The organism is Actinosynnema sp. NPDC053489 (assembly GCF_044544865.1).
Classification (GTDB): Bacteria; Actinomycetota; Actinomycetes; order Mycobacteriales; family Pseudonocardiaceae; genus Actinosynnema.
Window position 1 is genome coordinate 239,407 of record NZ_JBITXT010000007.1, and the last position, 19,437, is coordinate 258,843.

Sequence of the window (19,437 nt, forward strand, 5' to 3'; positions counted from 1 at the left end):
GATGTCGATCCGCCGCACCGTCCAAGCCCTGGTGATCTCCGCGCTCGTGGTCGCGGGAGGTTCGGCCGGCAGCGCGACGGCCCTCGCCGCGACGCAGTACTTCCAGGGTCAGGCCGTCGACTCCACCCCAGAGGCCGCCCTGCAGCAGGCGTCCGCGCTGGCCAATGCGGCGGCGAGCGCCGCTGGGTACAACCCGGCAACCCAGTGCAAGGCCGGCAACGGCTTCGTCATGCAGTTGGGCTCCGAGGCGTGGCTGGGCAGAGTGGTGGTCGGCTGCACCGGTTAGTGCGACCACCGCGCCGGGGACCGCTCCCGAGAACCTGCTCCAGGACCGGCCGCGGCGGTGAGTGAAGCGGAAAACCAGCGCGATCGAGATCAAGGCGACCGAACGCGGATCTCGTGACAATGTTGCCGTGGTGCACCTGTCGGTGATGGCGGCCGGGGTGCCGTCGACGCTCCAGGGATTCCAAGCACATTCGGCCCAACCATCCGACAACGACCGACGCGATCTCCGGATCACTCCCCCGACGGTGCCCGACGAGCGACACCCGAAGGCCATTGTTCAATGTCGAGTAGCACCCTCAGACGCTTCAGCAGGGCGCGCATCGACGTCCACTGGGACTCCAGGTCGGGATACTTCCCGTAGTCTTCCCGCAGCAGCCCGAGCAAGTCGGCGGGCATCGCCGGCGGCATCCCGTGCCACACGACCTCCAGCATGGCGTAGGCCGTCGCATGGGCCATGCCCTCGACCGTCGAATAGACCTCGCCCAGGACTCGGCGCGTTGGACCGTCGCACAAGGGCTCCAAGGCGTAGAGCGCGGACCCGAAGTGGTTCTCCTTGTCCGCGAGGCGCTTTTGCGCCTCCTCGAACTGCGACACGAGGACGGGATGCCCCTGCTCCAGCGGCGCTCCTCGCATGAAGCCGAATGATCTGCGATTCTCGTACAAATCACCCAGGAACGCTTTCGTCGTGGAGTAGCAGTCCAAGAACCGGCTGGTTCGCACCGCTTCCACCGAGTCGCCCAAATTCAGGAAGTCGATAGAATTGGACTGCACGACGTTGCGAAAAACACCGCCGGTTACGGTGTTGAACGTCGACCTCCCCGTCGGACCCGCGAACGTCCCGGGAATACCATCCACCCCACCGGTCAAGACCGCCTCCAAAGTCAATCGACAACGAGAAACAAAGACGAGCCGCCCGACGGGTCGACAGCCTAACGTACACCACCGATGCCCGACGATATGCCGGGAACGGCCCGATCGCTCGATCATCCCTTACCGCGAACCGATGGTGCATTCGGAGCACTTCCAATCCGCAGGATTACGTTGACATTCGATTTCGATCATGCCGCGACAAGGGAGGGCATTGGGCGCGCTCACGCACCGGAAACAGGGACAGCGTGTGACACTTCCTCAGGTGCCCACAGCGTGGCGGCCCACCCTGTCGGCACGACAGGGTGGGCCGGACGTCACGGGCAGCTTTGTCGACGGGGTACGGGAATGCGCGTGCCGCCAAGACGCCGGGTCGCAGCGCGGCGAGGTGGGAGCCGCCGGGTCCGGGCCGCGCTACCGCAGGGGTGGGACGGGCAGCCCTGGTGGCGCGGGCGCCGCGCGGTCGGCACCGCGCCCCGGACCGAGCAAGCAGGCATCGGGTTTCGCTATGCCACCCATACCCCCGTGGTTTGGGATCGTGTTGACCTGTGTCGGCGGGCGGGCAACTGTTTGCGTATTTTCGCCGCCGACAACGAGGGCTGTGGGGGAACGTCGTGGGAAACTTATCGTTCGGGATCACGTTGGCCACACCGCGCACGCACGACGAACTCGTGGACGTGTGCCGGACCGCCGAGGGGTTCGGGTTCGACTCCGTGCTGGCCGTCGACCACCTCGGGCCCAGCCGCACGTCGCCGTTCTCGGTGCTCAACCTCGCCGCGCGGGTCTCGCCGACCCTCGGGATCGGCACCTACGCGCTCAACGCCGCGTTCTGGAACTCGTCGCTGCTGGCCCGGGAGGTGCAGACGGCGCAGCGGATGAGCGGGGGGCGGCTGGTGCTCGGCATCGGCGCGGGGATCATCAAGCAGGAGTTCGACCTGGCCGGCATCCCGTGGACGCCGATGGACGGCCGGGTCGCCCACCTCAACTCGGTGCTGGACGACCTGGCGAAGCTGCTCGACGCCGAACCGGACGTCGAGCACCCGCCGGTCCTGATCGGCGGCACGGGCGACCGGGTGCTGCGGCTGGCCGCGCGGCGCGCCGACGTGGTCAGCATCGGCGGCATCCGGCACGTCAAGGGCAAGGCCACGGGCAACTTCCGCCTCATCGGCTCGGAGGAGACCGACGAGCGCGTCGCGTTCGTGCGCGAGGCGGCGGCCGGGCGCGAGGTCACGCTGAACGCGTTCGTGCAGGTCGTGGAGGTGACCGACGACCGCGAGGCGGCGGCGGCGCGCATCGCGGCGGACTGGGAGCTGACCGCGGCGGAGGTCCTGGACTCGCCCTACGTGGCGATCGGCACGGCGGAGGAGATCGCGGACCAGGTCGTGGCCTCCCACCGGCGCTACGGGTTCACGTCGTTCAACGTGCAGCGGCCGTTCCTCGACGCGCTGGGCCCGTCGATCGCGCTCGCGCGCGCGGCCGCATGACGGGCGCGAAAGGCGGCCACCTGACCGTCGCCCAGGGCACCGCCATGTACGTCGGCGCGGTGCTCGGCACGGGTGTCATCGCGCTGCCCGCGCTGGCGGCCGACGTGGCGGGGCCCGCGTCGCTGCTGGCGTGGCTGGCGCTGGTGGTGCTGTCCGCGCCGCTGGCGGCGACGTTCGCGGCGCTGGGCGCGCGGCACCCCGACGCGGGTGGCGTGGCGACCTACGCGCGGCTGGCGTTCGGCGAGCGCCTGTCGGCCGTGGTCGGCTGGTGCTTCTACTTCGCCGTGCCGCCGGGGACGACGGCGGCGGCGCTGTTCGCGGGCGCGTACGTCGAGCAGGCCGTCGGCGGCGGGCAGTGGACGGTCGTCCTGACGGCGCTGGTGCTGCTGTCGAGCATGGCGCTGACGAACTGGGTCGGCCTGCGCGCCTCGGGCGCGGTGCAGTTCGTGCTGGCCGGGCTGCTGGTGCTGCTGGTGCTCGGCTCGGTTCTGCTGGCGGTACCGCACGTGGACCTGGGCAACCTGACGCCGTTCGCGCCGCACGGGTGGGTGGCGGTCGCGTCGGCGGCGGGCATGCTGGTGTGGAGCTTCGCCGGGTGGGAGGCGATCACCCATTTGGCGCAGGAGTTCAAGCGCCCGGAGCGGGACCTGCCGCGCGCCACGGGCATCGCGGTCGCGATCGTGGGCCTGCTGTACCTGTCGGTCGCGTTCGCGATCATCTCGGTGCTCGGCCCGGCCGCCGCGGACGGCGAGGCGCCGCTGGGGCAGCTGATCGCGCGCACGGTCGGCGGTGACGTGAAGGTGGTGGCGGCGGTCGCGGCGGTGCTGCTGACCGTCGGGTCGATCAACGCCTACATGGCCAGCGCGTCGAAGCTCAGCGCGGCCCTGGCCCGGGACGGCGCGTTCCCGGCCAGGCTGTCCGGCGGCACGGTCGCGGGCGAGGTGCCGCGCCGCAGCCTGGTGGTCGTGGTGGCGCTGTGCTTCCTGTCGCTGGCGGTGGCCATCGGCACGGGCACCGGCGCGAAGCTGCTGGTCCTGCTGACGACCGGGCAGTTCGTGGCGGTCTACCTGATCGGCACGGCGGCGGCGCTGAAGCTGCTGCCGAGCCGCTCCCCCGCCTGGTTCGCGGCGCTGGTGGCCTTCCTCGGCGTGGTGGCGCTGACCGTCGCCACGGCGGTCTACATGCTGTGGCCGCTGCTGGTCACCGCGACGGCGCTGCTGTTCCTGCGGTGGAACCGGCGTCGGCGCGGGGACCCGGTGCGGGGGACCGCGGCGTGACGGGCGTCCGGGGTCGCCGCGACGGGCGGCGACCCCGGACGGGCCTCACACGGTGCCGGTGAACCGGTCGTCGAGGTAGGCGAGCTTCGCCTGCTCGTCCCGGTCGGAGTAGAGGTAGCGGATCCACGCCTGCTGCTCGTGCAGCAGCGCGCCCATCTCCCACACGCACAGCACCTCGCGGTGGTTGCCCTGCTCCAGGCGGCGGAAGCTGTCGTGCTGCTTCATGTCGCGGATGTAGACGGTCTCCCACATCTCGTTCTCGCGCCGCCAGGTGCAGACGATGAGGAAGTAGAACTCGCCGCGGCACAGGTGGTGGATGACGAAGCCGAGGTCGCCGGAGATGTCCAGTTCCCCGGAGGCCGCCTGCTCGCGCAGGAACGACCGGGCCTCCTCGCGCAGCCCGGGGTCCACCACGTCCTGCGGCTCGCGGACCTCGTACCACTTCAGGTGGGCGTCGGGCAGGGCGAGGTCGTGGTCGGGGAGGGCGATGACGTCCTTGGCGTAGTGCCGGTAGCCGTCGTCGACGTTGTTGATCGCCGCCAGGTGCGACAGGTTCGTGGTCACCGGCCGGATCCTAGGCAAACGCGCCGGGCCGGGACAGCAGCTCCACGGTGTCGTGCGGCACGGGCACCAGCGCCGTGCTGTAGTCGGCCATCATCTCGCCCACCGGGCCGTCGAACTCGGCCCACTCGGGCTGCTCGTACAGCGAGCCCGCGAGGCGGACGCGCTCCTCCAGGCCGGGGAACGCGCGCACCAGGTGCCACTCGTCCTCGTCCAAAGGCGACGGTCCGAAGGCGAGCACCGTGATGCCGATGCGGCGCATGAGCGGGATGGTGCCTTCGCGGCTGATGCGGTCGAACTCGGCTCGGGTGCCGGGCTTGAGCTTGAACACGCGGGTCTCCAGCAACCAGGGCTCGGTCATTCGGGCACTCCAAGGACGCGGCGGTACGCCGTTGTGGGATTGGGGTGCGCGCAGCTGGGGCGGGCCGGGCGCCGGGCTCGCCGACGTTTCTACCGACGAGCACGCCGTCGCGCAAGGGTTGCGGCTAGGGTCGCGCCTCGTGAAACCGGATCTGACCACCCTGCGCGCCGCCGTGGCCGAGTTCGGCGGCTACTCCGGACCGGAGAAGTCGTGGACGGCCCTGGCCGCCGCCACCGCACCGGCGTTCGACCTGGGGGTGCCCACCCACCGGGACGCCGCCCACGTGTGGCTCAACGCGTGGGGCTGCCGCATCCGCACGCCCCGGCCGGGCGAGCCGCGCGTGCTGGACGAGAGCCTGGGCGCCTGGTGGGCGACGTGGCGCGACGCGCTGCCCGACGCCGGGACGTGGCTCGCCGAGCTGACCGACGAGCAGGTGGAGCGGCTGGGCGAGGGCTTCGCGGCGCTGTCGGCGAGCGCGGCGGCGACCACCCCGCGCGGCACCCGCACGCTGGGGCCGACGGCGGCGTCGAAGCTGCTGTTCGCGTTGCGCCCCAACAGCCTGCCACCGTGGGACAACATGATCGCCGACCGGCTGCACGGCGGTCGGGACGGCGCGGCGTACCGGGCGCACCTGCGGCTCACCCGCGACTGGGCGGCGGACCTGCTGGTCGAGGCGGGCGTGCCCGAGCCGGAGCTGCTGGAGTCCCTGGGCCGGCCGGGGCGCTCGCTGGCGAAGGTGATCGACGAGTACTGCTACCTGGCCTGCACCCGCGGCTGGTCGGCGCCGCGCCGGGGCGTCACGGCCGACGACGTGCGGCGGATCGCCCGCGCCCTCCCCCGCACGGAGGAGGCGCTGGTGCGCGACCGGGTGAAATTCCGCATCGGGCGGATCGTGTACCTCGCCCTGTCGCCCGACGAGCTGACGATGGGATTCGCGTTCCCCAAGGAGGAGCGGGCATCCCTGATCGCCTCCGACCCCGACAAATTCCACCCGCCGGTACCTTCGGACGAGAGGTACAACTGGGTTCGGGTGACGCTGTCCCGGTTGGACGAGGCGGAACTGGAGGAGTTGGTGGTCGACGCCTGGCGAATGTGCGTCCCGAAGCGCGTCGCGCGTGAGTACCTCGGCCAATAGCCGCACCGATACCGCCGAACGGGGGAAACGAGCCCCGCGAGGCCCCGGGCGAGCGGGCCATCAGGATTTCCTGGGCGCACCCTATAGGGGAACCGAATTGGGCCGTTGACGTCGCAGAAGTCGCGTTTACGATCCCTTCTACCAAGCAGGAGGGGTCGCCAGATGGCCAGTTTGACTCGTTCCGAAGCAGCCACCCGGGGCGCTTTGTTGGAGGTCAACTCGTATCACGTGGACCTGGATCTGACCGGCGACGGGAAAGTATTTCGGTCCATCACGAATGTGGCTTTCACCGCAGCGCCGGGGGGCGCCACGTTCGTGGACGTGAAGCCGGAGGAGCTGCTGCGGGTCACCCTCAACGGGCGCGAGCTGGACGTGTCGTCCCTGGTGGACGGCCGGTTGCCGCTCACCGACCTGGCCGCCGACAACGAACTGGTCGTGGTCGCGGACATGGCGTACTCGCGGGAGTCCAAGGGGCTGCACCGCTACGTCGACCCCGCCGACGACCGGGTCTACGTGTACGGAGCGGTGTTCCTCGACCACGCTCCGCGCATCTTCGCGTGCTTCGACCAGCCGGACCTCAAGGCGCCGTTCACGTTCGACCTGACCGTCCCGGAGGAGTGGACGGTCCTCGGCACGGGTGCGGCCACGAAGGTCTCGCCCGGGCGGTGGCGCGTGGAACAGGCGGTGGCGCAGGCCACATACCTCACCACCGTCGTCGCCGGGCCGTACGCCTCGTTCGAGACCGTCCACGACGGAGTGCCACTGGGCGTGTACTGCCGGTTGTCGGTCGCCGAGGCGCTGGAGGCCGACATCCAGGAGGTGTTCGACGTCACGGCGCAGTGCCTGGACGAGTTCCACCGGCTGTTCGGCGTGCGCTACCCCTTCGGCCGGTTCGACCAGGTGTTCGCGCCGGAGTTCAGCTACCTGTCGCTGGACCACCCCGGCTGCGTGCTGCTCAAGGAGCTGTACCTGTTCCGCACCCCGGCGCCGCGCAGCGAGCACGAGACCCGCGCGGTGGTCATCGCGCACGGCCTGTCGCTGATGTGGTGGGCCGGGCTGGTGACCAACAAGTGGTGGGACGACCTGTGGCTGGGCCAGGCGTTCGCCGACTACCTGGCGCACCGGGTGCCCAGCGAGGTCACCGAGTTCACCGGCCCGCTGACGACGTTCTCGGCGCGCCGCAAGGGCCAGGCGTACGTGGCCGACCAGCGGCCGTCGACCCACCCGGTGTGGATCGACGGCGCGGACGCCCTGTCGGCGCTGCTGGACCTGGACCGGATCTCCTACTTCAAGGGCTCGTCGGCGTTGCGGCAGCTCGCGCACCACATCGGTGACGACGCGATGCGCGAGGCGCTGCGCATCTTCTTCGCCCGCCACGCGTACGGCGCGGCCACGTTCGCCGACTTCAACGCCGCCGTCGGCGAGGCCGTCGGCCGGGACATGACCGACTGGGCCGACCGCTGGCTGGGCACCGCGAACGTCACCACGCTGGCGCCCGAGCTCACCGTCGAGGACGGCGTGATCACGTCGTTCGCGGTCGCGCAGACCGCGCCGCCGTCGCACCCGACCCTGCGGCCGCACACCATCGACATCGGCCTGTACGGCGAGGGCGGCACCCACGAGGCGGTCCGGGTGACCGTGGACGGCGCGCGCACCGAGGTGCCCGAGCTGGTCGGCCGCGCGGCGCCGAAGTTCCTCCTGCTCAACGAGAACGACCTGACCTACGCCAAGATCCGCTACGACGCGGCGTCGCAGCGGGCGCTGCCCGAGGTGCTGCCGGAGCTGGCGCCGATCAACCGCGCGATGGTGTGGGCGCAGCTGCTGCAGGGCGTGATCGACGGCGCGGTGCCGGCCGCCGACCACCTGGACCTGGTGACGCGGATGCTCGGCTACGAGACCGAGCTGTCGATCGTGATCGAGGTGCTGGAGCAGGCCCGCATCGACGTGGCCGACCGGCTGCTGGACCCCGAGCTGCGGCCGGGCCTGCTCAAGGCCGTGGCGGACGCGGCGCGCGACCGGCTGGGCCGGGTCGCGCCGGGTGACGAGCTGGGGCTGGCGCTGGCGCGGGGCCTGGTGGAGTTCACCGCCGACACCTCCGAGCTGCGCGGCTGGCTGGACGGCGTGCCGCTGCCGGCGGGGCTGGAGCTGGACAGCGACCTGGCGTGGCGGATCCGGTACCGGCTCGCGGTGCTCGGCGCGTTCACCGAGGCGGAGATCGACGAGGCGTACGAGGCCGACCGCAGCACGCACACCGAGCAGTTCGCGGTCAAGGCGCGGGCGGCGATCCCGACGGTCGAGGCGAAGGCCGCTGCGTGGCGCGCGATCACCACCGACGCCGAGCTGTCGAGCTACCGCCTGTGGTCGACCGCCGAGGGCTTCTGGCAGCCGGAGCAGCGCGAGCTGACCGCGCCGTACGTGTCCCGGTTCTTCACCGAGATCGTGGACGTGGCCGCGCTGCGCGAGGACAAGGTGCTGGACACGCTGGTGCTGTGGCTCTACCCGCGCTACGCCGCCGAGCCGGGGACGCTCGCCCTGGCCGACGAGCTGTTCGCGCGCGACGACCTGCCGCTGCCGCTGCGCCGCCGCGGCGCGGACCTGACCGACGACCTGCGGCGCGCCGTGCACGCGAGGCGCGCGTGAGAGCCGCGGTCGTCGGGGGCGGCGTCGCGGGCGCCGCGCTGGCCTGGCGGCTGCGGACCGCGGGCGTCGACGTCACGGTGTACGCGCCGGACGCGGCCGACGCCTCCGGCGCGTCCGGCGGGCTGGTGCGCGGCTTCGAGGTCGACGCCGAGGCGGCCGGGCAGGCGGCGGAGTCGCTGGCGGAGCTGAGGTCCGACGAGCGGGTGCGCGACTGGGCCGGGTACCGGGAGACCGGGTCGGTGTACGTGACGGCCGAGGGCGTCACGCCGTCGGTGGACGCGGTGGAGGCCGCGCTGCCGGGTTCGGCGTCCGTCGTGGACGGTGCCGAGCTGGCGCGCCGGTTCGGGTTCCGGGACCTGCCCGCGGACGCGGCCGGTGTCGTGGAGCGGCACGCCGGGCACTTCTCCCCCGCGCGGTTCCGCGAGCGCGCGCTGCGGTGGCTGGCCGGCAGCGGCGGGGACGTCCGCGCCGAGCGGGTTGCCGAAGTGCGGGCGGGTGCGGCGGTCCGCACCGAGGGCGGGGTGGCGGCGTTCGACGCGGTGGTCGTCGCGGCCGGCGCGTGGACGCCCCGGCTCGTCGGCGGCGAGCCGCTGCGCGCCAAGCAGATCCAGTACGGGCTGTACCGGCTGCCGATACCGTGCGCGGCGTCGTTCGTGGACGACCGGACCGGCCTGTACGGCCGCCCGGACCGCGACGGCGCGTTCCTGCTGGGCATGGGGTGCGACCGCTGGGACGTCGACCCCGACGCCGTGACGCCCGACCACGACCTGGCCGGGCGGGTGCTCGACGCGGCCCGCCGCCGGTTCGGCGTCGCGGACGGGGCGGCGGGGCCGGAGCGGGTGGTGGCCTCGTTCGACTGCTACCGCTCACCGGCCGGGTTGCGCCTGGTCGACGTGGGCGGCGGGGTGTTCACCTTCACCGGCGGCAGCGGCGGCGCGGCGAAGACCGTGCTGGCGGCGAGCCGGCGGGCCGCGGCGGAGCTGGTGGCGTCGTGATCCTCGGCATCGACCACGTGGGACTGCTCACCGCGGACCCCGAGGGCGTCGGCGCGCTGCTCGCCGTGCTCGGGCTGTCCAAGGTGGAGGGCGGCGTCGCGGACGACTACGGCGTCTCGTGCGACTTCTGGCAGGTGGGCGCCGACCTCTCGGCGCCGGCCGTCGAGGTGGTGGCACCGGTCCGGGAGGACTCGGCGGTCGCCGGGCGGCTCGCGCGCGGGCCGGGGCTGTACCACATCGCGTTCGAAGTGGACGACCTGCGTGCCGAAGCGACGCGCCTGCGGACCGGGGGTTTCGCGCCCGTGGACGCGGAACCGTGCCGCGGGGCGCGGGAGGGCATGGCGGTGCAGTACCTGTACGCGCCGAAACCGGCCGGCGTGCTCGTCGAGCTGGTGGCCTACGACACCCCGCGCCGACGCCTATCGACGGCATCGGGAAATCCGATGATTAAACCGTAGGACAAGGTCACAAAAATGTTGCCCCCGGCGCGCCGGCGGGAAATAATCATTACAGACCGCAGCACTTCGCCAAGCGATCCGGCCGACTGGGCTCGTCGAACTTGGGTTGCTTGTCTCTGAACCGGCTGACACAGGTCAGAGCGCCGCAGGGGTCAGGGGTGACACCCTGCGGCGCACATCTTCCCACTTCCCTCCAAACTTTTTCGCATGCCCGCGACAAATGATCACGGGCATGCCTGAAAACCATGCCTGAAAGCAGTCACAGGACAGGAGTGCTCATGGCCAGCCAGCTCGTGGATTTCGGTGTCGCGGGCTTCGGGTTCGCCACCGGCGAGGACCGGGACGTCGCGCAGACGGCCGGTGACTACGTCGGCGACCCCGAACGCGTCGTCCGCTGGGGCTACCACACGTTCCACCGCGCCCCGGACGGCGTGACCGCCACCGACCTGGCGACCCTCGCCGGGCAGGACGCGCTGGACCGCCTCGGCCTCGCCCCCAACGACGTCGACTTCGTCGTCGTGGCGGCCTCCGAGGTGCCCGACTACCACCACTGGGACACGTCGGCCGCCGTGGCGCGCCGGCTCAAGGTCGAGGGCACGACCCAGACGATGCTGCTCACCGAGGGGTGCGCCTGCGGCGTCACGGGCCTGGGCTACGTGGCCGGGCAGCTCGCGCTGCAGCCGGAGATCCAGACGGTGCTTTTCATCGCCGTCAACCGGGTCAGCGAGTTCCACCGCAACCGCATGAACGTCAACAACGCCGTGCACAGCGACGGCGCGGTGGCCGCGGTCCTCAAGCGGGGCCACGAGGGCGTGAAGTGGCTGGCCACGGACCAGTTCGTGGACCCCGACCTGTCGGACTTCTTCCGCACGGAGGTCGGCGGCGCGGTCAACCCGGTCCCGTTCGACGGCTGGACGGCCAAGGACGCGCCCCCCGGGCACGCCCGCATCCAGGCCCACTTCGACAAGGACCCGGCCAAGCTGCGCGAGTTCGTGGCGACGCTGAACCAGCGGATCACCGACACCGTGGACAACGCGCTGCGCCGCGCGGGGCTGACCCGCGACGACCTCAAGCACGTCATCTACATCAACGACTCCACCGACACCATCGAGGAGGTCGCCGCGCCGTTCGGCGTCACCGTCGAGCACACCAACGCCGAGCTGTCCCTCAGCCACGGCCACATGGGCGCGGCGGACCAGCTCTTCTGCCTCGGCGAGCACATCGAGCGCGGCGACGTGAAGCCCGGCGACGTCGTGGCGCTGTGCGGGATCTCCATCGGCATGCGCTGGTACTGCACCCTGGTGCGGATCTGATGGGCGAGCGACCGGACCTGCTGGAGTCGCTGCGCGCCGCCGTGGCGGAGGGCCGCGCGCCCGAACCCGCCGACCTGACGCGGCTGGCGCGCGTGTCCGACCCGCTCGTGCTGCGCAAGGCGGGCAAGCTGCTCGCCCGCCTGGAGGACGCGGAGAACCTGCGCCCGCTGCGCGTCGCCCTGCTGGCGACGTGCACCATCGGTCCCTACGAGCAGATCCTGCGGGCGAGCCTGGTGGCCGCGGGCGTCCTGCCCGAGCTGGTGCCCGGCCCGTACGGGATGTTCGAGCTGACCCTGGCCACCGAGCCGTTCGAGGGCGCGGACGTCGTCGCCCTCCTGCTGGACGAGAGCTACTTCCTGCCCCAGGACTGGGCCGCCGCGGACGTCGACGGGCTCGCCGGGCACCTGGAGGCCCGGCTGGACGACCTGCGGGGGCTGGTGCTCTCGGCCGCGCAGCGGAGCACCGCGACCGTGCTGCTGCACACCGTGCCGCTGCCGGCGCAGGTGCGCGACTCGGTGATCAGCTGGCGGGCGCGGGCCGCGCTGTCGCGGGCGTGGGCGAAGCTCAACGAGGGCCTGCTGGACCTCGCCGCGCAGCACCGCCAGGTGGCCGTGACCGACCTCGTGTCGGTGCTCGCCGACTCGCCGTTCGCGGCGCGCGACGACCGGCTGCACCGCTACGGCGACCTGCCCTACACCGACGGCGCGCTGTACCTGCTGGCACGCGAGGTGCGCCGGTTCGCGCAGGCGCGCAGCGGCCTGTCCCGCAAGGTGCTGGCGCTGGACCTCGACAACACGCTGTGGGGTGGCGTGCTCGGCGAGGTCGGCGCGGAGGGCGTGCAGCTGGGCGGCCTGTACCCGGGCAACGCCTACCAGGAGGTGCAGCGCACCGCGGGCAGGCTGCGCGACCAGGGCGTGGTGCTGGTGCTGGCCAGCAAGAACGACGCCGACCTGGTCGACGAGGCGCTGACCGCCCACCCGGAGGTGCTGCTGCGGCCGGAGGCGTTCTCCGCCAAGGCCGTCAACTGGTCGCCGAAGGCGGGCAACCTGCGCGAGGCCGCGACGGCGCTCGGCCTGTCCATCGGGTCGTTCGTGTTCCTGGACGACTCGCCGTTCGAGCGCGGCCACGTCGAGGAGGAGCTGCCCGAGGTCGTGGTGCTGCCCTCCGACGGCGACCCGGCGCACATCGTGCGCACGCTGCTGGAGCAGGGCTGGTTCGACGTCGCCGAGCTGACCGAGACCGACCTGGCCCGGCCGGAGCTGTACCGCAGCCGGGCGCTGCGCAACGACTTCGCCGGCGGCTTCGGCTCGTCGGAGGACTACCTGCACGCGCTGGGCGTGCGGCTGACCGTCGAGGAGGCGGACGGCTTCTCGGTGGCGCGCGTCGCCCAGCTCGCCGCCCGCACGAACCAGTTCAACCTGACCGGCCTGCGGTTCGACGAGGCCGAGACCGGTCGCCGCATCGCCGACCCGGACCACCTGGTCGTCACGTTCGCGGTGGCCGACCGGTTCGGCGACGAGGGCGTCATCGGCGCCGCGTGGGTCGACCGCTCCGGCGCCGAGTGGCACGTGGACAACCTCGTGCTGAGCTGCCGGGTGCTGGGCCGCGGTGTGGAACTGGCGATCGCCGCGTGGCTCGCGGGCCGCGCGCACGCCGCCGGCGCCACCGCGCTGCGCGGCCGGTACGTGCCGTCGAAGAAGAACGGCATGGCGAGCGGCTTCTGGAGCAACGCCGGGTTCGCCGACGAGGGCGACGGCGCGTACGCGCTCGCCCTGGGCGCGGACGCGGGGCTGCCCGAGGTGCCCGCCTGGATCAACCTGCTCGAGGGGAACGAGGTAGTCCGATGACCGAGACCACGGTGGAGCAGTCGGTGCTGGGCATCCTGGCCGGCGCGCTCGACGTCACCGTCGACGCGCTGCGCGAGGAGCCGGTGCTGGCCCGGCACGAGTGGGACAGCATCAGCTCGCTGGACGCACTGGCCCAGCTGGAGAACCGGTTGCAGGTGAGCCTGGACCTGCGCGCGTTCCACGCCGCCCGGACCGTCGACGACGTCGTGGCGCTGGTGCGCCCCACCCCCTGACCCACCTCCCCGACACCGGCGGCGCACCCCGCCGCCGGTGCCCCGGACCGGTCGCGCACCCGCGCCCGGCCCGCACGTCCCGCACGTCGGCACCGCCGCCGCGGCGCCGCCCGACAATGCTTGGAGACTGCGTTGGACCACCAGGATGTAGAACTGCTCGCGATCGGCGCGGGCCCGGCGAACCTGGCCCTGGCCGTCGCGCTGGAGGAGCTCGAGCCCGACCTCGCCGCACGCACCCTCGTCGCCGAGCAGCACGACGACATCGTGTGGCAGCGCGGGATGCTGCTGCCGTGGTCGCGCAGCCAGGTGTCCTTCCTCAAGGACCTGGTGACGCTGCGCAACCCGACCAGCCCGTACTCGTTCGTCAACTACCTGCACTCCACGGGCCGGTTGGACGAGTTCATCAACCTCGGCACGTTCACCCCCTACCGCCTGGAGATCTCCGGGTACCTCGCGTGGGTCGCGCGGTCGCTGACGAAGGTCCGGTTGCAGAACGGTCGCCGCGCGGTGTCCGTCGAGCCGCAGCGCGACGAGTCGGGCGCGGTGGACCGGTGGCTGGTCCGATTCGCCGACGGCGGCACGGTGTCGTGCGCGACGCTGGTCATCGGCGTCGGCCGCGACCCGCACCTGCCCACGGAGTTCGCGGCGCTGCCCCGCGAGCGGGTGGTGCACAGCACCGAGTTCCTGCACCGGGTCGGCGAGCTGGACCCGCAGGGCGAGCACCGCATCGTCGTCGTCGGCGGCGCGCAGAGCGCCGCGGAGATGCTGTGGTCGGCGCACGAGACGTTCCCGCGCTCCAAGGTGACGATGGTGATGCGCTCGATCGGCCTGAACGGCTACGAGAGCAGCAAGTTCACCAACGAGCTGTTCTACCCGTCCTTCGTGGACAAGTTCAACGAGGCCCAGCCGGAGGCGCGCTCGCAGCTGCTGCGCGAGATGCACCGCACCAACTACGCGGGCCTGTCGCCCGCCATGCTGGACAACCTCTACAACACGATGTACCTGGAGAAGCTCACCGGCGCCCAGCGGCTGTCGATGATCACGATGGCCGAGGTCGTCGACTCCGCCCTGGTGGACGACGAGGTCGTGCTGACGCTGCTCGACCGCCGCACCGGCGAGCGCAGCGAGCTGCGCTGCGACCGCGTGATGCTCGGCACCGGCTTCGACAAGCGCATGCCGACCCTGGTCCGCGCGATGGCCGCCGAGGTCGGCCAGGAGACCTTCGCGGTCACCCGCAACTACCGCCTCGAACTCCCCGAGTCGGTGTCCGCCCGCGTGTACCTGCAGGGCGTCAACGAGGCAACGCACGGCATCGCCGACTCGCTGATCAGCGTCCTGGCGATCCGGGCCGCGGAGATCGTCGGCGACCTCGTCGACAACACCGTGCCCGTGGTGGCGCAGCGCGTCACCGAGCTGTTCGCCGAAGCACCCCAGCCCGCTTGATCCGAGAGGAGTCGTCACCATGATGGAAATCCGCCCCCTGGACCGGGACAACCTCAAACCCGACAACGGCCTGGTCGCCCAGCGCCTGATGCCGTGGGACCTCGTCAACGCGCCGTTCGAGGGCTCCTGGTGCGTCGTGCGCCCCGGTGCCGAGTCGGGTGCGCACGGCCACCACGAGTACGAGATCTGGGTCGCCATGACCGGTGAGGCCGAGATCATCACGCAGGCCGGCGCCGCCCCGTTCAAGGCCGGTGACGTCGTGCACTTCACGCCGCACGAGAAGCACCAGGTGGTCAACAAGGGCACCGAGGACTTCCAGTTCTACGCGATCTGGTGGGACGCCGAGCTGGCCGGGAAGTTCGCCGCCCGCCACGAGGGAGCCGCCTCGTGACGGCCCGTTCCCGCCCGGCGATAGTGGTCGCCGCGACGCCCACGTCGAACGGCGACCTGCACGTCGGCCATATGTCGGGCCCCTACCTGGGCGGCGACGTGTACGCGCGCTACCTGCGCGCCACCGGTCGCCAGGTGCTCTACACCACCTGCACCGACGACAGCCAGAGCTACGTGGTGTCCACCGCGCACCGGCGCGGCCTGGTGCCCGACGAGCTGGTGCGGACGTCCACGGCCAAGATCGAGCGGTCGCTGGAGGCGATGGGCACGCTGATGCCGGGCCTGCCGCCGATCGACGACCGGTACCGGGCCACGGTGCTGGAGTTCCTCAAGGAGCTGCACGCCGCCGGGCGGTTCCAGCTGCGCAAGGTGCAGCTGCCCTACGCCCGCAACGCCGGCGCATTCCTCTACGACGGCCTGGTCACCGGCACGTGCCCGTCGTGCCTGTCGGGCAGTTGCGGCGGCGCGTGCGAGAACTGCGGCCACCCCAACAACTTCGACGAGCTGCTGGAGCCGAAGTACACCATCGACCCGAGCGACCCGGTGGTGTACCGGGAGTGCGAGATCCTCGTGCTGCCGATGGAGGACTACCGCGAGCGGCTCACGTCGTACTACGCGGCCCGCACGCCCCGGTGGCGCCCGCACGCCCGCCAGCTGATCGGCGAGCTGCTGTCCAAGCCGCTGCCGGACATCCCGGTGACGTTCCCCGGCACGTGGGGCATCGCCGCGCCGTTCCCGGAGACGCCCGGCCAGATCGTGTACCCGTGGGTGGAGGCGATGCCCGCCTCCATGTACGCCACGTGGTGGGCGGCCACGCAGCTGGGCCGCACCACGGCCGAGGTCGACGAGCTGTGGCGCGCCGAGCACGACGCGGAGCTGGTGTACTTCCACGGCTTCGACAACGTCTACCACTGGGGCCTGGTGGACCTGGTGATGCTGCTGGCGCACGGCGACAAGTACACGACGCCGGAGTCCAACGTCTGCAACGAGTTCTACGACCTGGACGGCGAGAAGTTCTCCACCAGCCGCAACCACCTCATCTGGAGCGCCGACCTGCTGGCCGAGGTGCCGCGCGACCTGGTGCGGTTCTACCTGGCGCTGACCGGGCCGGAGTTCCAGCGGGCGAACTTCACCCGCGAGGCCCTGCACACCACGACCACGCGCCGGCTGATCACGCCGTGGAACGAGCTGTCCGAGGCGATCGCGCTGGCCATGGTGGGCGTGGACGGCACGCGACCGCTGCCGACGACGGAGGCCGGGCGCTGGCGCGCGGCGACCGTGCTCAAGCGGTTCCGGCTGTGCTACGACCTGCCCGGGTTCAGCATGGGTCGCGCCGCGGAGACGATCGTGACGCAGCTCGGGCGGCTTCGGTCGCTGGCCGACGCGGTGGACCACCGGCGCAACGGCGAGGCGCCGACGCAGCCGGGCGACCTGCTGCTGGAGGCGCGCACGCTGCTCGCGTGCGCCGCGCCGATCCTGGTCGACGTGGCGGCCGACGTGTCGGCGCAGGGCGTCGACCTGGCCATCTCCGACGACATGCCGGCCGAGATCCGGCCGTTCCGGTTCCCGTCGCTGCCCGGCACCCACTCGCCGGTGGGGCAGCGCGCGGCCCTCGACGGCGTGAGCTAGGAGGCGACGCACCGTGAAGCTGCTGACCATCGAGACCCGCCAGTACCTCCAGTACTACCACTCCCGCTACCAGCAGGTGCAGGACCTGGGCGTGGACCTGTACGTGCTCAACGGCGAGGGCACCGAGGACTTCTGGCCGGCCGACCGCTACCGCCTGGTGGGGTCGAAGAACATCGACGACATGATCGCCGCGGCGAAGCAGTGGCACGCCACCGAGGCGTTCGACGGCGTGATGACGTTCTCGGAGGCGGCCGTCGTGGCCGTCGCGGCGATCGCCGAGGCGCTCGGCCTGCCGGGCATCGGCGTCGAGGCCGCGCTCAACAGCCGCAACAAGTACCTGATGCGGCAGGCGCACGAGAAGGCGGGCGCGCCGATCCCGGGGTTCCGCTTCGTCACCACGCTGGAGGAGGCGAGGTCGGCGGCCGAGGAGTTCGGCTACCCGGTGATCGTCAAGCCGACCCTCGGCGCGGGCAGCCACTTCGTGTTCCGCTGCGACGACGACGCCGAGCTGGTCGAGCACTACGGCCAAGCCGCCAGGGGCATCGAGGACCTGTTCTGGGCCAACTCCGAGGCCGACGGGATCGACCTGGGCCCGAACGGGCTGCTGGTCGAGTCCTTCCTGGACGGCAAGGAGTACCTGATGGAGGCCGTCGCGTGGGACGGCGAGGTGTTCCTCGGGTCGGTGGTGGACCGCATCACCCCCGAGGGCGGGACGTTCGACGACGACGTGCACCACGCGCCGACGTCGATGAGCCCGGAGGACCTGGCCGCCGTGCACGAGGTCGTGACCGCGGGCGCGCTGGCCCAGGGGCTGACCAACAGCGCGATGCACGCCGAGGTCCGCTTCCACCGGGGCAAGCCGTACCTGCTGGAGATCGCGGCGCGCGTCGGCGGCGGCGGGCTGGACATGATCGCCCGCATCACCTCCGGGCACGACCCGATCGCGGCCGTGGTGGACATCGCCGCGGGGCGCCGGCCGAACGTGCGGCACTTCCGGCCGACCGGCACGCACATCACCGCGATGTGCCTGATCTCCGACGCCGGCGTGGTGCGCGAGGTGCGGGTGCCCGAGGAGGTGTCGGCCTCGGACCGCGTGTTCCTGCTGAAGATCACCGCACGACCCGGCGACCTGATCAAGCGCCCGCCGGACGGCAACACGATCATCGGGTTCCTCGGCACCACCGGGACGTCCGAGGAGGACGCGTTCGCCCTGATGAACGACTACGCGTCCAAGATCGAGGTCGATTTCCAGTAGCAGCACCCGAAGGCGTCGCCGGTCCCGTCGCGCGACATGTGGCGAGCCGGTGGCGCCCCTTCGAGAGAGGACTCCACCGCCGTGTCCGATCCCCTGCAACGCACCGCCCGACGCCGCAGGTACCTGATGTGCCCGCCGGAGCACTTCGACGTCACCTACTCCATCAACCCGTGGATGCGCCCCGAGAAGCCGACCGACGCGACCATCGCCCAGCTCCAGTGGAGCCGGTTGCGGTCGCTGTACCTGGACCTGGGGCACGAGGTCGAGCTGATCGAGCCCGAGCCGGGGCTGCCGGACATGGTGTTCGCCGCGAACGGCGCGACCGTCGTGGACGGGAGGGTGCTGTCGGCCCGGTTCCGGTTCCGGCAGCGCGAGGCGGAGGGCCCGGCGTACCTGGAGTGGTTCCGCGAGCACGGGTTCCGCACGCAGGAGGCGTTCTGGGTGAACGAGGGCGAGGGCGACTACCTGCTGGTGGGCGACCGGATCCTGGCGGGCACGGGCTTCCGCACGGACCCGAGGTCGCACGCGGAGGCGGCCAGGTTCTTCCGGCGCGAGGTGGTGACGCTGGACCTGGTCGACCCGCGGTTCTACCACCTGGACACCGCGCTGGCGGTGCTGGACGACGACCTGATCATGTACTACCCCGAGGCGTTCTCGACGTGGAGCAGGGGCGTGCTGCGCTCCCTGTACCCCGACGCCGTGATCGCCGGCGACCAGGACGCCGAGGTGTTCGGCCTCAACGCCGTCAGCGACGGCAAGCACGTGCTGCTGGCGCAGGAGGCCACGAACCTGGCGGACCAGCTCGCCGACCGGGGTTTCACGCCCATCGGCGTCGACCTGTCCGAACTTCTCAAATCCGGCGGCAGCGCGAAGTGCTGCACGCTCGAACTGCGTGGGGAGCCTGTTCGATGATCAACTACGACGGCAGACGGTTCCACCCGGTCACCGGCGGCGGTCCCGAGGAGAGCCGGGTCGCCGTGTACCACCAGGAGGGCGACCTCCTGTGGGGCGAGTTCCTCGGCGGCAAGGCCCGCCGGGGCGCGTTGACCGGCACCGCCTCGCCCGACGGCGAGCTGGACTTCGCCTACTGCATGGTCCTCGACGACGGCCAGGTGATCTCCGGGCACTGCCGCAGCACGCCGAAGGTCCTGGAGGACGGCCGCATCCGCCTCGACGAGGTGTGGGAGCGGTTCGGCGAGCACGCCTCGTCCGGCGTCTCGACCATCGAGGAACTCCCCACCCAGTCCGCGAACTGACCCGAGAG

Annotated in this window: 19 protein-coding genes; 16 read left to right on the forward strand and 3 right to left on the reverse strand. The window is 71.7% G+C overall.

Features of this window, described 5'->3' with window-relative positions; genetic code table 11:
* Position 1: 1 nt before the first annotated feature.
* Positions 2–286, forward strand: a complete 285-nt coding sequence (locus ACIGNX_RS18300; protein ID WP_396541453.1) for a hypothetical protein — start codon at positions 2–4, stop codon at positions 284–286.
* Between the two features lie 230 nt (positions 287–516).
* Here the strand turns inward: ACIGNX_RS18300 and ACIGNX_RS18305 are convergent, their stop codons facing one another.
* Entirely contained in the window at positions 517–1,152 is a 636-nt protein-coding gene (locus ACIGNX_RS18305) for a hypothetical protein (protein WP_396541455.1), read from the reverse strand.
* A gap of 614 nt (positions 1,153–1,766) precedes the next feature.
* On the opposite strand from ACIGNX_RS18305, the gene ACIGNX_RS18310 reads away from it, so the two are divergent.
* Together ACIGNX_RS18310 and ACIGNX_RS18315 are read left to right on the forward strand one after the other, a co-directional pair.
* Positions 1,767–2,636, forward strand: coding sequence for a TIGR03621 family F420-dependent LLM class oxidoreductase (locus ACIGNX_RS18310; protein ID WP_396541457.1), 870 nt, complete (start codon positions 1,767–1,769; stop codon positions 2,634–2,636).
* Positions 2,633–3,913, forward strand: coding sequence for an amino acid permease (locus tag ACIGNX_RS18315; RefSeq protein ID WP_396541459.1), 1,281 nt, complete (start codon positions 2,633–2,635; stop codon positions 3,911–3,913). The genes ACIGNX_RS18310 and ACIGNX_RS18315 overlap by 4 nt, the downstream gene beginning before the upstream one ends.
* A gap of 45 nt (positions 3,914–3,958) precedes the next feature.
* Here ACIGNX_RS18315 and ACIGNX_RS18320 read toward each other — a convergent pair whose 3' ends face one another.
* Complete coding sequence (locus ACIGNX_RS18320; RefSeq protein ID WP_396541461.1) at positions 3,959–4,477, reverse strand: hypothetical protein; 519 nt, start codon at positions 4,475–4,477, stop codon at positions 3,959–3,961.
* Between the two features lie 10 nt (positions 4,478–4,487).
* Positions 4,488–4,835, reverse strand: coding sequence for a hypothetical protein (locus ACIGNX_RS18325; protein WP_396541463.1), 348 nt, complete (start codon positions 4,833–4,835; stop codon positions 4,488–4,490).
* A gap of 757 nt (positions 4,836–5,592) precedes the next feature.
* On the opposite strand from ACIGNX_RS18325, the gene ACIGNX_RS18330 reads away from it, so the two are divergent.
* The 13 genes from ACIGNX_RS18330 (at position 5,593) to ACIGNX_RS18390 (ending at position 19,429) form a co-directional block, all read left to right on the forward strand.
* Positions 5,593–5,970 (forward strand): MmcQ/YjbR family DNA-binding protein, encoded by a 378-nt coding sequence (locus ACIGNX_RS18330; protein ID WP_396541934.1) that lies wholly within the window; start codon positions 5,593–5,595, stop codon positions 5,968–5,970.
* A 162-nt stretch (positions 5,971–6,132) separates the two neighbouring features.
* Positions 6,133–8,610, forward strand: coding sequence for an aminopeptidase N (gene pepN, locus ACIGNX_RS18335; RefSeq protein WP_396541465.1), 2,478 nt, complete (start codon positions 6,133–6,135; stop codon positions 8,608–8,610).
* Positions 8,607–9,605: an FAD-dependent oxidoreductase gene (locus tag ACIGNX_RS18340; RefSeq protein WP_396541467.1), complete on the forward strand. Its 999-nt coding sequence runs from the start codon at positions 8,607–8,609 to the stop codon at positions 9,603–9,605. Before pepN ends, ACIGNX_RS18340 begins: the two co-directional genes overlap by 4 nt.
* Positions 9,602–10,063, forward strand: a complete 462-nt coding sequence (locus tag ACIGNX_RS18345) for a VOC family protein (protein WP_396541469.1) — start codon at positions 9,602–9,604, stop codon at positions 10,061–10,063. Before ACIGNX_RS18340 ends, ACIGNX_RS18345 begins: the two co-directional genes overlap by 4 nt.
* A gap of 278 nt (positions 10,064–10,341) precedes the next feature.
* Positions 10,342–11,376 carry a 3-oxoacyl-[acyl-carrier-protein] synthase III C-terminal domain-containing protein gene (locus ACIGNX_RS18350; RefSeq protein ID WP_396541471.1) on the forward strand — a complete coding sequence of 345 codons (1,035 nt, stop codon included), beginning with the start codon at positions 10,342–10,344 and terminating at the stop codon, positions 11,374–11,376.
* A complete protein-coding gene (locus tag ACIGNX_RS18355) occupies positions 11,376–13,223 on the forward strand; it encodes an HAD-IIIC family phosphatase (RefSeq protein ID WP_396541473.1) in 1,848 nt (615 codons plus the stop codon). Before ACIGNX_RS18350 ends, ACIGNX_RS18355 begins: the two co-directional genes overlap by 1 nt.
* Positions 13,220–13,456 (forward strand): acyl carrier protein, encoded by a 237-nt coding sequence (locus ACIGNX_RS18360; RefSeq protein ID WP_396541475.1) that lies wholly within the window; start codon positions 13,220–13,222, stop codon positions 13,454–13,456. Before ACIGNX_RS18355 ends, ACIGNX_RS18360 begins: the two co-directional genes overlap by 4 nt.
* 132 nt (positions 13,457–13,588) lie before the next feature.
* Positions 13,589–14,899 (forward strand): lysine N(6)-hydroxylase/L-ornithine N(5)-oxygenase family protein, encoded by a 1,311-nt coding sequence (locus tag ACIGNX_RS18365; protein WP_396541477.1) that lies wholly within the window; start codon positions 13,589–13,591, stop codon positions 14,897–14,899.
* Positions 14,900–14,921: 22 nt separating this feature from the next.
* A complete protein-coding gene (locus ACIGNX_RS18370) occupies positions 14,922–15,290 on the forward strand; it encodes a cupin domain-containing protein (RefSeq protein ID WP_396541479.1) in 369 nt (122 codons plus the stop codon).
* On the forward strand, positions 15,287–16,918 hold the full coding sequence (locus ACIGNX_RS18375) for a class I tRNA ligase family protein (protein WP_396541481.1): 1,632 nt from the start codon (positions 15,287–15,289) through the stop codon (positions 16,916–16,918). Before ACIGNX_RS18370 ends, ACIGNX_RS18375 begins: the two co-directional genes overlap by 4 nt.
* A gap of 13 nt (positions 16,919–16,931) precedes the next feature.
* Positions 16,932–18,173, forward strand: coding sequence for an ATP-grasp domain-containing protein (locus ACIGNX_RS18380; protein ID WP_396541483.1), 1,242 nt, complete (start codon positions 16,932–16,934; stop codon positions 18,171–18,173).
* A gap of 36 nt (positions 18,174–18,209) precedes the next feature.
* Entirely contained in the window at positions 18,210–19,085 is an 876-nt protein-coding gene (ddaH, locus tag ACIGNX_RS18385) for a dimethylargininase (RefSeq protein WP_396541485.1), read from the forward strand.
* A complete protein-coding gene (locus ACIGNX_RS18390) occupies positions 19,082–19,429 on the forward strand; it encodes a hypothetical protein (RefSeq protein ID WP_396541487.1) in 348 nt (115 codons plus the stop codon). The genes ddaH and ACIGNX_RS18390 overlap by 4 nt, the downstream gene beginning before the upstream one ends.
* The last annotated feature ends 8 nt before the right edge of the window (positions 19,430–19,437 follow it).

Coding starts and splice junctions, on each gene's coding strand:
- ACIGNX_RS18360 (WP_396541475.1), top strand. CDS start 13,220: ATGACCGAGACCACGGTGGAGCAGTCGGTGCTGGGCATCCTGGCCGGC.
- pepN (WP_396541465.1), top strand. CDS start 6,133: ATGGCCAGTTTGACTCGTTCCGAAGCAGCCACCCGGGGCGCTTTGTTG.
- ACIGNX_RS18355 (WP_396541473.1), top strand. CDS start 11,376: ATGGGCGAGCGACCGGACCTGCTGGAGTCGCTGCGCGCCGCCGTGGCG.
- ACIGNX_RS18350 (WP_396541471.1), top strand. CDS start 10,342: ATGGCCAGCCAGCTCGTGGATTTCGGTGTCGCGGGCTTCGGGTTCGCC.
- ACIGNX_RS18390 (WP_396541487.1), top strand. CDS start 19,082: ATGATCAACTACGACGGCAGACGGTTCCACCCGGTCACCGGCGGCGGT.
- ACIGNX_RS18325 (WP_396541463.1), bottom strand. CDS start 4,835: ATGACCGAGCCCTGGTTGCTGGAGACCCGCGTGTTCAAGCTCAAGCCC.
- ACIGNX_RS18300 (WP_396541453.1), top strand. CDS start 2: ATGTCGATCCGCCGCACCGTCCAAGCCCTGGTGATCTCCGCGCTCGTG.
- ACIGNX_RS18315 (WP_396541459.1), top strand. CDS start 2,633: ATGACGGGCGCGAAAGGCGGCCACCTGACCGTCGCCCAGGGCACCGCC.
- ACIGNX_RS18370 (WP_396541479.1), top strand. CDS start 14,922: ATGGAAATCCGCCCCCTGGACCGGGACAACCTCAAACCCGACAACGGC.
- ddaH (WP_396541485.1), top strand. CDS start 18,210: ATGTGGCGAGCCGGTGGCGCCCCTTCGAGAGAGGACTCCACCGCCGTG.